This window comes from Paraburkholderia sp. J67 (assembly GCF_905220265.1).
Taxonomy (GTDB): domain Bacteria; phylum Pseudomonadota; class Gammaproteobacteria; order Burkholderiales; family Burkholderiaceae; genus Paraburkholderia.
This window is the reverse complement of record NZ_CAJMZK010000032.1, coordinates 93,194-104,318: the sequence shown is the minus strand read 5'-3', so window position 1 is coordinate 104,318 and position 11,125 is coordinate 93,194. Positions and strand designations below refer to the sequence as shown.

Below are 11,125 nucleotides of genomic sequence, written 5' to 3'. Positions count from 1 at the left end.
GGCGAATCTTAGCGCCAACAGCACCGCCCCGCAAGGGGGCGAGAGGAAATAAATCCCCGGCGCTCCTGCTATCGCGGCCAGCCAAGGCAAAACAGCATTTATCTATCACCCCTATTGCAATCAGTGCGATCGCCCATATCGTAAAAGTACGATATAAGATTCGTACAGTAACGATGCAAAGCCGATGAACCACCCTGAACCTACAACCATCGACCTCGACGCGATCTACAAGGCGCTCGCCAATCCCGTGCGCCGCGAGATCCTCGCTTGCCTGCGCGAGCCACAAGCGCATTTCGCCGATCAGGAACTCCCGCTCGACCACGGCGTCTGCGCGGGACGGATCGACGCGCACTGCGGGCTTTCTCAATCCACGGTCTCCGCACATCTGGCCGCGCTACAGAAAGCCGGGCTCGTCACGTCGAAACGGGTTGGCCAGTGGGTGTTCTTCAAGCGCAACGAGCCGGTCATCGAGGCATTTCTGAGCCTGATGCACCAGCAGTTGTGACGGCACGCATCGCCGGAAACCCCGGTTTCCATCCCTTATTTGCTTCAATGCCGCGGGCCGCTCCCGCAACAAGGTGAATATATGGCAACGCTTTTCGACTCCATCCAGATCGGCGATCTCACGCTTCCCAACCGCATCATCATGGCGCCGCTCACGCGGCAGCGTGCGGGCGAGGTACGCGTGCCCAACGCGCTGATGGCGAAGTACTACGCCGAGCGCGCCAGCGCCGGCCTGATCGTCAGCGAAGCGACGTCGGTCACGCCGCAAGGCGTCGGTTATGCAGAAACGCCGGGCATCTGGTCGCAAGAACAAGTCGAAGGCTGGAAACTCGTGACGGAGGCCGTGCACGCCGCGGGCGGGCGCATCTTCCTTCAGCTGTGGCACGTGGGCCGCATTTCCGATCCGCTCTTCCTCGATGGAGAACTGCCGGTCGCGCCCAGCGCAATCGCCGCGCAAGGCTTCGTGAGCCTCGTGCGGCCGCAGCGCCCGTTCGTCACGCCACGTGCGCTCGAACTCGACGAGATTGCCGGCGTGGTCGCTGCGTACCGCCAGGGCGCGCTCAACGCGAAGGCCGCAGGCTTCGATGGCGTTGAGGTTCACGGTGCGAACGGCTATCTGCTCGATCAGTTCCTGCAAGACAGCACTAACCAGCGCACCGACGCTTATGGCGGCTCGATCGAAAACCGCGCGCGCCTGCTGCTCGAAGTGACCGATGCCTGCATCGACGTCTGGGGCGCGAATCGCGTGGGCGTACATATCGCCCCGCGCGGCGACTCGCACACGATGGGCGACTCGGATCCCGCCGCCACCTTCGGTTACGTCGCACGCGAGTTGGGCAAGCGCAAGATCGCATTCCTCTTCGCACGCGAATCGCTCGGCGACAATCGCCTTGGCCCGCAACTGAAGGCCGAATTCGGTGGCCCTTACATTGCGAACGAGAAGTTCACGCTGGAATCGGCGCAAAAAGTGCTCGCAGATGGCGAAGCCGATGCCGTCGCCTGGGGGCAACTCTTTATCGCCAACCCCGATCTGCCGCGCCGTTTCGAGCTGAATGCGCCGCTCAACGCGCCGAATCCTTCGACGTTCTACGCGCGTGGGGAAACGGGCTACACGGATTATCCGGCGCTCGAAAACGTCGCGTAAGTCGTATTTCGCGCGTTCATTTGTCCACTATATAAGCAGCGCAATAGTGGTCGAACGGCCCCGGCCAAGGCACTCGCCTTCGCCGGGGCTTTTTCCATTCGGCGCTAAAAACCGCTCAAGAACGCACGCGCGCATTCAACCGAACTAAGCACAAACCACATTTCCTTCGCTCTGCTCCTGATAGGACGTTTCAATTGGCATCGTGCGCGGCCGTGTCCTTCAATTCCACTCTTGTCTGCCCGCCCAACCGCTGACCGGAGCAAGCTCATGCCACAAGTCGACGCCGCGCAAATCGTCCACAGCATCGCCGAAGAAACGCAGACGCCTGAGGAAACGGTCGCCCGCATCTACGCCGACGCGCTCGATCAATACCGCGCCGACGCGCGCATTCACGACTATCTCCCGCTCTTCGCCGCTCGCAAGGTGCGCGCGACACTGCGGCAAAACGGCGCAGGCAAGCACTAGGGTCGCGCCTCCCACCCTTCCGATTTCGCTCCATCCGGTCGCAGCGCCCCGTTCGGACTCACAGTCCGCGCGGGCGCCTGTGCGGGCGAAAGTCCTCATAGGCGGGCTTTACACGCGCAGGCGCTCTTAAGGCTGGTTTAATTCTTCGCTGCAACCATACGCTCACCCCTGTTGAGCCGCCGGTACATCGGCGGCGTTTTTTTATGCGGTTAGTCGAGGAGGAGCGAAGCCATGCCTGAAGACAACGACGTGCTATTGCACCTGCAGTCCCTGCTGCGCGACGGCTCGACTACACGCGTCGCATCCTGCCGCATCTCCACGCCGCTCCAGCATCCGTGGGGCCGCGCCTACCGGTTGGTCGAATGGACCACGCCGCTCGACGACGGCGCGCGCCGCCAGGTCGTTCCCGCAGAAAGCTCGGCGTTCGAAATCGCGCGCCTCGTCGCGGAACACGTCCCCGGCCGGCGGATTCTGCTCAACGGCGAACCCGTCGACGCGGAGCGCCCACGCACGCGCCGCCGCGCACGCAGCAGCGCAAGCGCGCGCGCAGTTCGCTGACGATCGGACGCGGCGTACCCAACACCGGGTCCGCCGCGCGCAGCATCGCTTCAAGCCACCAGCCTTCCCAACATCTCTTCCAGCGTCTCGCTCACGCGCGTCATCGGCGCGCGCAGTTCATTGCGGATCAACCCTTGCTGGGCGAGCGCGGCCTTTACCGGCCCCGGATTCGGCTCTTCGAACGCGGCGCGCACAAGTGGCACCAGCGTGTGCCAGATCGCGCGCGCCTCGGCGAGTCGCTCTTCGCGCAACGCCCGCTCCATTGCGACGAAGCGCTCAGGCAATAGATGCGCCGATGCCGCGATCGCACCGCTCGCACCGGCACACATCATCCCGAACATATCGAGGTCTTCGCCGCAGAGCACCTGCAGGCGGCCATCGAGGATCAGCGCGAGCGTCTTGTCCAGCGAGCCGCCGCAGTCCTTGATCGCAACGATGCGCGCGTGCCCCGCGAGTTCGAGCAGCGTCGGCAATGCGAGCGTCACGCCGGTGCGCGCCGGGATGTCATAGAGAATCACGGGCTTGCGGCTCGCATCGGCGAGCGCTGCGAAGTGGCCGATAACGCCCGCCTGCGATGGCCGGATGTAATACGGCGCGGCCGCCAGTACGCCCGCGACAGGCAATTCGTTGAGCGCGGCGATGCGCTCGCACACCGACTGCGTGTGATTGCCGCTGACACCCGCGACCACCGGCAAATCCCTCGCACTGGCGAGCACGGTTGAGAGCACCGCATCCTGCTCCCGCTCGTCGAGCGCGGCAGGTTCGCCGGTCGTGCCGAGCGCGACGAAACCGGCCACACCCGCTCGCACGTAATGGCGCACCAGCGCGTCGAGCGCCTCGTGATCGACGGCGCCCCGGTTGAACGGCGTGACGAGCGGAATCCAGATACCCGAAAACGAAGACATGACTTTCCCTTGAACGCGACCGCATGGTAGGTCCGTCGAGCAGTGCGCGGGAGTCAGCGAGCCAGGGAGAGAGAGGCGGGGTGCCGGCAGGCCGTTCCATCGCAACATCCGACGGAACAGCAAGCTCCGGTCAGATGAGCGACTGTTTTTTGGCTTTGGCTTTCACGCCGACCGACGACGCGAGCGCGTACGTCGTCGCGCGCAATGCGGCAACGGCGAGTGGCGAGGCGAACAGGTTCGGCTGACGTGACATGTCCGGCAGTGTAACCGGAATTACCGGTTAGCGGGCCGCGCACCGCGTCAGCCAAGCGGCTCGACATCGACGATCGACGTATCCAGCAGCAGGCTCGGTGCGTCGGCGGGATCGCGCTTGGTCAGTTTGCCGTCCACGGTCGCGCCGCAATCCATCTGCAATTGCTGGTAGTAGATGTTGCCGACCACATGTGCATTCGCCTGCAATTCGACGAAATGATCGGCGATCACGTCGCCGACGATGCGTCCGTTCACGACTATATCGTAGCCATGCACGTTGCCCTGCACGATGCTGCGCTCGCTCAGGACGAAGAGTGTCTGCGTCCCCGGTTTGGTGCTGACGTTGCCGTTGATCTGGCCATCGAGGCGCAGGCCGTCGGCAAATTCGACGTTGCCCGTGATGCGCACGTCCTCGGCGATCAGTGTTGCGAGCTTGGTTTGCTGGATGCCCGGCTGGGGCTTCTTTTTGTTGAACATGGGAACCACCGTTGCGTTAAGTCGATTCAGGTCGGGTTGAGGAGCGATGTCGACGCTCTGGATGAGAGGCGCGCTCAATGCGCGCTCAGTGCGCGCCCTCGCGCGCGCCGTGGCCGCGCAGGAACAGCACTTCAGTCTGGAGCGAGGCGGCCTGGGCCTGGGCTGCCGCCGCGGACTTCTGGAGGGCGTCCCGCGCCGCGCGCTCCTGTTCCAGCGCGAGTTCGGCATTCGTCAGACGTACCTGCAATGCGTCGGGCGCGAGCACGGGACAACGCGCGGCGTCGTTGGCGTGCTCGATCCACGCCACGGCGCCCGCGCCTGCGCCCGCGGCCAGCACGGTCCAGACGAGCGCCATACTCCAGCGCCAGGCGCGCGAGCGCACCGGTTGCAGCTCGAAAGCGCGTTGCGTGTCCGTGCGCACGCGCGTGGTGCGGCGCGCGTCAGCCATTGTGGTAAGCGCCGAACAGCGCGAGATAGCCGACGGGATTCACCTGCGCGCCTTTGACGATCACCTCGAAGTGCAGATGCGGCCCAGTCGAACGCCCGGTCGAGCCGACATCGGCGATATGGTCGCCGGGCAGCACGACCTGCCCCACCTGCACGTCGATCTTCGACGCATGCCCATAGCGCGTCGCGAAGCCGTTGCCGTGGTCGATCTCCACGCAATTGCCGTAGCCCGCCTTCGGTCCCGCGAACATCACGCGGCCGCCGGCGGCGGCGAGAATCGGCGTGCCGGTGGGCGCGACGATGTCGAGGCCGGGGTGAAAGCTCAGGCGTTTGGTGAACGGATCGATGCGGTTGCCGAACGGCGAGCCGAGCCGCCCCGCTTCAGTCGGGCGGCGGCCCGGAAAGGCCTGCCATGCCGCTTCGTGCTCCGCGACGGCCTGTTCGAGCGCGGCAAGCGTCGCGGACAGGCAATCGACCTCGCCACTGACCGCGTGCGCGTTGGCGCGCGACGCGGACGCCTCGACGCAACTGCGCGGCGCAAGCGCGGGGCCGCCCTCGCCGCCTGCCGCGCCCGAGGCACTAGCCGCACTCGATGCACCTTCGGGCGCATCCTCATCGTCGTCGCCTGAACGCACGGACGGCGCGGGGGACGCCACGGGCCCGCCATGCTGCGGCTGCGCACGCAGGCGCTGATCGAACTGATGCAAGTCGGCAATCTGTGCGGCAAGACGTTCGATGCGCGGATCGAGCAGCGCGATGGACGCACTCATGCGGCCGATCTCGCCCACCACGTAGTGATGCGTGGCCACGCCCGCAGCGCCGGGGCCCGTGGGCACATCCACGACGCTGCTGTTGCGGCCGATGGCGACGCCGCCCGCGAGCGCGGCGATGCCCACGGCGCAGGCGGTACAGATCGCCGTGCGGCGTGCGGCGCGATGCGTGACAAAACGGGTCTCGCCACTCGAAAGCTCATTGACCGAGCTGGTCCACGGCATCTTCATGGCTGGCTCCGGCGGCGGCGCTTTGCGCGCACGCGTGAAGCGCACGAAAACAGGGTGCAAAACAGTGCGTACATCAGGCTGCGGTAGCCAGCGCATGCCGGCCCGTTCGAAATCAAAACGGCGATTATCACGGCGCCCGCCAAACCCCCATCCTAATAAAACAGCTCCCATGCGCCGACGAATCGCCTCCGCCAGCGACCGCATGAACAGTCTGGAAAGCTTGCCCTAAAAGGACGCGCGCCGTGGCCTACACTTCGATCGGCCAAGGCGAGCGGGATCGCCCGCACCAGTGCGTCTCTGATGAGCCAGATTGCCGCACCGCGCTTCCCTGCCTCGGACGCGCAAAACCGCTTGACTTCTCGCGCCACCGAACTAATATACGCACCGCGTATATCAACCAGCTATCACGGGTGCCAGCATGAGCGTTCCGCAACAAGCCTTCCTCCGCGACGCCATGCGGCGTCTGAACATGACCCGCGACGCCTTCGCGAGCCGCATCGGCGTGTCGCGCCGCGCACTCGACACCTGGCTGCTGCCGGAAGAATCGCAGGAATCGCGCGCGATGCCGGAGATCGTCGAGCGCTTCGTTTCGGAAATCGTCGGCAATGCGGAGCCGCGCGAAGGCTATACGCAAAGCGTAGAGTCGCATTCGCTCGCAAGCCAGATCCAGTTCGAAGGCAAGCCGCAACTGCTCTCCACCAACCAGTTCTCGCGCGACTCCGTTGAAGCGCTGTTCCGCGTCGCCGACATCATGCAGCCCATTGCGCGCCGCCGGAAAATCTCGCGCGTGCTCGAAGGCGCGGTGCTCGGCAACCTGTTCTTCGAGGCCAGCACGCGTACCCGCGTGAGCTTCGGCGCTGCGTTCTGCCGTCTGGGCGGTTCGGTGTGCGACACGACCGGCTTCACGTTCTCGTCGATGGCCAAGGGCGAATCGATCTACGACACGAGCCGCGTGATGGCCGGCTACGTGGATGCGATGGTGATTCGGCATCCTGAACAAGGCTCGGTGGCCGAATTCGCGCGCGCCGTGAACATTCCCGTCATCAACGGCGGCGACGGCCCGGGCGAACACCCGAGCCAGGCGCTGCTCGACCTCTACACGATCCAGCGCGAGTTCTCGCGTCTGGGCAAGATCGTCGACGGCGCGCACATCGCGCTCGTGGGCGACCTCAAGTACGGCCGCACGGTGCACTCGCTCGTGAAACTGCTCGCGCTCTACCGCGGCATCAAGTTCACGCTCGTTTCGCCGCCGATGCTGGAAATGCCGGCCTATATCGTCGACCTGATTTCGACCAACGGTCACGTGGTCGAGCAGACCACCGATATGCGCGCGGGCCTGCGCGGCGCCGACGTGGTGTACGCGACGCGCATCCAGAAGGAGCGCTTCACCGACGAATCGTTCGAAGGCTACACGCCCGACTTCCAGATCAACCAGGCGATGCTCGACGAATGCTGCAGCCCCGAAACGCTCGTCATGCACCCGCTGCCGCGCGACAGCCGCCCGGGCGCGAACGATCTGTCGACGGACCTGAACCACGATCCGCGCCTGGCGATCTTCCGCCAAACGGACAACGGCATTCCGGTTCGCATGGCGATCTTTGCGGTGCTGTTGGGCGTGGAAAACCTCGTGCAGCATTCGATGCGCGATGCCGTGTGGCGCCCGCCTGCGTACCTCGGCCCGGATGACGCCGTGTTCCACGGGATCGATTGATGGCACACGCGTGACATAGCAATCAGCAAAAAAGCCGGGAAACCATCGTTTCCCGGCTTTTTTTGCACCCATTATTTCGTCATCCTGATGTTATCCGAACAGCGTGAACTCGCCGCCACGCGCCAGCGCGCGCTGATACGCGGGCCGCGCATGAATGCGGTCGAGAAAATCGCGAATGGAAGGGAGAGCCTCCGCACCCGCTCGCTTCGCCCCCGCTTCGAGCGGAAAGCTCATCTGCACATCGGCGGCCGTGAACGCGTCGCCCGCGAACCAGCCGGTCGCTTCGAGCTCCTTCGCGATATAAGCGAAATGCAACTTGAGCTGCGGATCGACGAAATCGCTTTCCAGCGAGCCCGCGATCTTGCGCGTGATGGGCCGCACGAAAAACGGCACCTTCGCATTGGCGATGCGACTCGCCACCAGCTTGAGCAGCAGCGGCGGCATCGCCGAACCTTCTGCATAGTGCATCCAGTAGCGATAGCGCAAGAATTCCGGCGTATCGCGCGGCGGCACGAAGCGGCCATTGCCATAGCGCTCGACCAGGTATTCGAGGATCGCGCCCGACTCCGCGAGCGTGAGGTCGCCGTCCGTCACGACCGGCGACTTGCCGAGCGGATGCACGGCGCGCAGCGCGGGCGGCGCGAGCATGGTCTGCTTGTCGCGTCTGTATTCCACGATCTCGTATTCGACGCCCAGCTCTTCGAGCATCCAGAGGACGCGCTGGGAACGCGAGTTGTCGAGGTGATGCACTGTCAGCATAGGGTCTCCTCCCGGTTGCAGGTATCGCAAGCTTTTTAGGTCGGGCGCGCGTCATCGGATCCGCGAGCCTGCCGCATCATGCCATCGACAAAAACTGTCCGCCGCGGCCATCATCGCGCGCGCAGGCGGCCAGCCGATCGAGGCGCTAGCCACCGCGAAACCGGCGCCGAAAAACAGCAATACGCCTTCCATTCGTTTAGTCGATCACGATCGACAAGGTCATGTTGCCGGCGCACACGACGGCTTAGGCGCAATGATGTGAGGGAAACGAGGGGGAAATCGAAGGAGAAACGTCTGGGGCGAGAATGCTTGCCTCACGCGCGGTTGCGCCGCACAATCAGCGTTCACCCCTCTCGCGCGGTACACCCCATGGCCTATGCTTCGCTTGCCACCGGCGTACTGCTCGCCGCCGGCACCGGTTCGCGTTTCGATCCCGACGGTCTGCGCAACAAACTCCTCGCGCCGCTTCCGAACGGCACGTGCGTCGCCCGCGAGGCCGCGCACCGCCTCCTGATGGTCGTGCCGAAAGTCATCGCGGTCGTGCGGCCGGGCGCGGAAACGCTCGCACACACGCTCAACGAGGCGGGCTGCGACGTGGTATTCGCCGCCGGATCGGTGCGCGGCATGGGCGCGAGCCTCGCCGCCGCCGTCGAAGCCGATAGCGAAGGCGAAAGCTGGATCGTGGCGCTCGCGGACATGCCGCGCATCGCCGTGAGCACCATCGAGGCCGTTGCGCGCGAACTCGACGCGGGCAAGCCGCTCGTCGCGCCGTTCCACGACGGGCAGCGCGGCCATCCGGTGGGATTCGGCTACGGGCATCGCTCGGCCCTCGTCGCGCTGGACGGCGACGCGGGCGCACGCTCGTTGCTCGCCACGCAAACGCTCGCGCGCATCGACGTGGACGACCCCGGCATCCTGCGCGACGTCGATACTCCCGCCGACCTCGACGGACTCTGAAAACAGCCTCTCGCAGCTGATACTGAAGTGCGCCGGGAACCCGCTTTGCGCCAGTGCACGCGGGCCCGGAATCTCCGCACGCGCGGTTTCCATCGCCTACGCTATAAAGACCACCCACACGTCCTGCACCGGCTCACGCAGCCCGCGCACGAGGTAACCGCGATGATTTGCTCGCATACGACTCCGATTCCCGATCCGCTCGCCGACCCGACGCGCGATCCCGAACGCGATCCGCTCACGCCTCCGCCGCCCGGTCATCACACCGAGGAGCCGCAACGCCCCGAAGGGCCGCCGAGCAAAGACCCGGTTTAGATTGCGACGGCGCGGCTGCCGCGCCTTGGGTGTCCCCTCCCGCGTAGACCTGTAGCGGCCGCGCTGCCACTCCGTGCCCCGCCGGTCGCCCCACGCGCGTGCCCTCTCGCGCGCCCATCTCGCGCCTCGAATGGCGCGATCGAACCGCCCCCAATTTCCCGTGCTTTCGCGAAGCTTGCGCCAGCCTCGCGCACTCCGTAAAATGCAAACGATTCGCATTTGCGATCAAGAACTTACCTCAACCCCGATCCGCCGACGCCACCGTGACCGTAACGACCACCGCGCCCGCCTCCGTTCGACGGCGCGCGCGCCGCCACAGCGCATGAGACCCCTGCTGGTACGCCTGCACCGCTGGTTCGGCCTCGGCACGGCGGCATTCCTGTTCCTCGCGGGGCTCACAGGCGCCGTGATCGCGTGGGACCACGAACTCGACTCGGCGCTCAATCCCTCGTTCTACGACGCCGCCACGCCGGGCACACCGCTTTCGCCGCTCGAACTGGCGAACCGTCTCGAAGCCGAGGACCCGCAGGCCGTGGTGTCGTTCATGCCGCTCGCGGTCGAGCCTGGGCACACTTTCCAGGTGCGCGTGCAGCCGCGCCTCGATCCGAAGACGAACCAACCGTACGCGCTCGACTACAACCAGGTCGCGCTCGACCCCGTCACGGGCGCCATACAGGGCCGCCGTATGTGGGGCGCGCCGTCGCTCGCCCGCCTGAACCTGATCCCCTTCCTCTACCAGCTCCACTACACGCTGTTCCTGCCGACGAAGATGGGCATCGACTTCAGCGTCTGGACGATGGGCGTCGTGGGGATGGTCTGGCTGCTGGACGGCTTCATCGCGATCGTGCTCGCGTTTCCGAATTTCAAGAGCTGGCGCAAGTCGCTGGCGTTCCGCGTCAAGCGCGGCGGTTATGCGCTCACCTTCGACCTGCATCGCTCGGGTGGCGTGTGGCTCTGGGGTCTGCTGACGGTCATCGCCCTCACCTCGATCTCGATGAATCTGGGCAGCCAGATCGTGCGCCCCGTCGTCTCGGTGTTCTCGACACTCGCGCCGGACCCGTTCCGCACCGTCGCGCCCGGCCCGGTGCTCACGCCCGAAGAGGCGACGCAGGCGCGCGATCGCATCATCGCCAACGCGGCTGAAGCGGGCCGCCGCGAAGGCATCACCGCCCCGCCTGGCGGCCTGTTCGCGGTGCCGTCGCTGGGTTACTACGGCGTGGGCTATTACGCGCCGGGTGCGGATCACGGCGATGCGGGCCTCGGCAATCCGTGGCTCATCATGAACGCGCGCACCGGCCAGGTAATGGCCAGACAGATTCCCGGCCACGGCAGCGCGGGCGATATCTTCATCCAGATGCAGTTTCCGCTGCATTCCGGACGTATCGCCGGTTTGCCGGGGCGCATCGCCATCAGCTTCACGGGTGTGGTCATCGCGATTCTCAGCGTGACGGGCGTGCTGATCTGGCTGAAGAAGGCGCGTGCGCGGCGCAAGCCAGCCAAGCAGGCGTCGACGGTACGGCGCGAACGCGCGACCAGCTAAACGCGCCAGCACGCAGAAACACGAAGGGCCTTGCAGCGATCGCTCGCTGCAAGGCCCTTTTTTCTGGCGCGATTGAATCGCGCCACTGGTCGC

Annotated in this window: 14 protein-coding genes and 1 pseudogene; 9 read left to right on the top strand and 6 right to left on the bottom strand. The window is 65.5% G+C overall.

Annotated features, from left to right (window positions below):
• The 5 genes and pseudogenes from U5782_RS35560 to U5782_RS35540 form a co-directional block, all read left to right on the top strand.
• Positions 1 to 188 (top strand): hypothetical protein (locus U5782_RS35560; RefSeq protein WP_322048533.1); only part of this gene is annotated, 188 nt, incomplete at its 5' end.
• Positions 185 to 505 carry a metalloregulator ArsR/SmtB family transcription factor gene (locus U5782_RS35555; RefSeq protein WP_322048532.1) on the top strand — a complete coding sequence of 107 codons (321 nt, stop codon included), beginning with the start codon at positions 185 to 187 and terminating at the stop codon, positions 503 to 505. The genes U5782_RS35560 and U5782_RS35555, both read left to right, overlap by 4 nt.
• 81 nt (positions 506 to 586) lie before the next feature.
• Entirely contained in the window at positions 587 to 1,648 is a 1,062-nt protein-coding gene (locus U5782_RS35550) for an alkene reductase (RefSeq protein ID WP_322048531.1), read from the top strand.
• Between the two features lie 267 nt (positions 1,649 to 1,915).
• Positions 1,916 to 2,113 (top strand): DUF3562 domain-containing protein, encoded by a 198-nt coding sequence (locus U5782_RS35545; protein ID WP_322048530.1) that lies wholly within the window; start codon positions 1,916 to 1,918, stop codon positions 2,111 to 2,113.
• A 231-nt stretch (positions 2,114 to 2,344) separates the two neighbouring features.
• Positions 2,345 to 2,578 (top strand): annotated as a pseudogene (locus tag U5782_RS35540) (DUF2866 domain-containing protein); the annotation flags it as partial.
• A 143-nt stretch (positions 2,579 to 2,721) separates the two neighbouring features.
• On the opposite strand, the gene dapA reads toward U5782_RS35540, so the two are convergent.
• The 5 genes from dapA to U5782_RS35515 all read right to left on the bottom strand — a co-directional run bounded on the left by dapA (position 2,722) and on the right by U5782_RS35515 (position 5,753).
• The gene (gene dapA, locus U5782_RS35535) at positions 2,722 to 3,576 is read right to left on the bottom strand and encodes a 4-hydroxy-tetrahydrodipicolinate synthase (protein WP_322048529.1); all 855 of its coding nucleotides are present in this window, start codon (positions 3,574 to 3,576) and stop codon (positions 2,722 to 2,724) included.
• 130 nt (positions 3,577 to 3,706) lie between these two features.
• Entirely contained in the window at positions 3,707 to 3,829 is a 123-nt protein-coding gene (locus U5782_RS35530; protein WP_322048528.1) for a hypothetical protein, read from the bottom strand.
• Positions 3,830 to 3,876: 47 nt separating this feature from the next.
• Positions 3,877 to 4,305, bottom strand: a complete 429-nt coding sequence (locus U5782_RS35525; RefSeq protein ID WP_322048527.1) for a polymer-forming cytoskeletal protein — start codon at positions 4,303 to 4,305, stop codon at positions 3,877 to 3,879.
• Positions 4,306 to 4,390: 85 nt separating this feature from the next.
• Entirely contained in the window at positions 4,391 to 4,753 is a 363-nt protein-coding gene (locus U5782_RS35520; RefSeq protein WP_322048526.1) for a hypothetical protein, read from the bottom strand.
• On the bottom strand, positions 4,746 to 5,753 hold the full coding sequence (locus U5782_RS35515; protein ID WP_322048525.1) for a M23 family metallopeptidase: 1,008 nt from the start codon (positions 5,751 to 5,753) through the stop codon (positions 4,746 to 4,748). The genes U5782_RS35520 and U5782_RS35515 overlap by 8 nt, the downstream gene beginning before the upstream one ends.
• 418 nt (positions 5,754 to 6,171) lie before the next feature.
• On the opposite strand from U5782_RS35515, the gene U5782_RS35510 reads away from it, so the two are divergent.
• Complete coding sequence (locus U5782_RS35510; RefSeq protein ID WP_322048524.1) at positions 6,172 to 7,464, top strand: aspartate carbamoyltransferase; 1,293 nt, start codon at positions 6,172 to 6,174, stop codon at positions 7,462 to 7,464.
• 90 nt (positions 7,465 to 7,554) lie between these two features.
• Here U5782_RS35510 and U5782_RS35505 read toward each other — a convergent pair whose 3' ends face one another.
• Positions 7,555 to 8,223 (bottom strand): glutathione S-transferase, encoded by a 669-nt coding sequence (locus tag U5782_RS35505; RefSeq protein WP_322048523.1) that lies wholly within the window; start codon positions 8,221 to 8,223, stop codon positions 7,555 to 7,557.
• Positions 8,224 to 8,592: 369 nt separating this feature from the next.
• On the opposite strand from U5782_RS35505, the gene U5782_RS35500 reads away from it, so the two are divergent.
• The 3 genes from U5782_RS35500 to U5782_RS35490 all read left to right on the top strand — a co-directional run bounded on the left by U5782_RS35500 (position 8,593) and on the right by U5782_RS35490 (position 11,032).
• On the top strand, positions 8,593 to 9,180 hold the full coding sequence (locus U5782_RS35500; protein ID WP_322048522.1) for a nucleotidyltransferase family protein: 588 nt from the start codon (positions 8,593 to 8,595) through the stop codon (positions 9,178 to 9,180).
• 162 nt (positions 9,181 to 9,342) lie between these two features.
• Positions 9,343 to 9,492 carry a hypothetical protein gene (locus U5782_RS35495; protein ID WP_322048521.1) on the top strand — a complete coding sequence of 50 codons (150 nt, stop codon included), beginning with the start codon at positions 9,343 to 9,345 and terminating at the stop codon, positions 9,490 to 9,492.
• A gap of 322 nt (positions 9,493 to 9,814) precedes the next feature.
• Entirely contained in the window at positions 9,815 to 11,032 is a 1,218-nt protein-coding gene (locus tag U5782_RS35490; RefSeq protein WP_322048520.1) for a PepSY-associated TM helix domain-containing protein, read from the top strand.
• The last annotated feature ends 93 nt before the right edge of the window (positions 11,033 to 11,125 follow it).

Coding starts and splice junctions, on each gene's coding strand:
- U5782_RS35550 (WP_322048531.1), top strand. CDS start 587: ATGGCAACGCTTTTCGACTCCATCCAGATCGGCGATCTCACGCTTCCC.
- U5782_RS35515 (WP_322048525.1), bottom strand. CDS start 5,753: ATGAAGATGCCGTGGACCAGCTCGGTCAATGAGCTTTCGAGTGGCGAG.
- U5782_RS35530 (WP_322048528.1), bottom strand. CDS start 3,829: ATGTCACGTCAGCCGAACCTGTTCGCCTCGCCACTCGCCGTTGCCGCA.
- U5782_RS35490 (WP_322048520.1), top strand. CDS start 9,815: ATGAGACCCCTGCTGGTACGCCTGCACCGCTGGTTCGGCCTCGGCACG.
- U5782_RS35525 (WP_322048527.1), bottom strand. CDS start 4,305: ATGTTCAACAAAAAGAAGCCCCAGCCGGGCATCCAGCAAACCAAGCTC.
- U5782_RS35520 (WP_322048526.1), bottom strand. CDS start 4,753: ATGGCTGACGCGCGCCGCACCACGCGCGTGCGCACGGACACGCAACGC.
- U5782_RS35545 (WP_322048530.1), top strand. CDS start 1,916: ATGCCACAAGTCGACGCCGCGCAAATCGTCCACAGCATCGCCGAAGAA.
- U5782_RS35555 (WP_322048532.1), top strand. CDS start 185: ATGAACCACCCTGAACCTACAACCATCGACCTCGACGCGATCTACAAG.
- U5782_RS35495 (WP_322048521.1), top strand. CDS start 9,343: ATGATTTGCTCGCATACGACTCCGATTCCCGATCCGCTCGCCGACCCG.
- U5782_RS35500 (WP_322048522.1), top strand. CDS start 8,593: ATGGCCTATGCTTCGCTTGCCACCGGCGTACTGCTCGCCGCCGGCACC.
- dapA (WP_322048529.1), bottom strand. CDS start 3,576: ATGTCTTCGTTTTCGGGTATCTGGATTCCGCTCGTCACGCCGTTCAAC.
- U5782_RS35510 (WP_322048524.1), top strand. CDS start 6,172: ATGAGCGTTCCGCAACAAGCCTTCCTCCGCGACGCCATGCGGCGTCTG.
- U5782_RS35505 (WP_322048523.1), bottom strand. CDS start 8,223: ATGCTGACAGTGCATCACCTCGACAACTCGCGTTCCCAGCGCGTCCTC.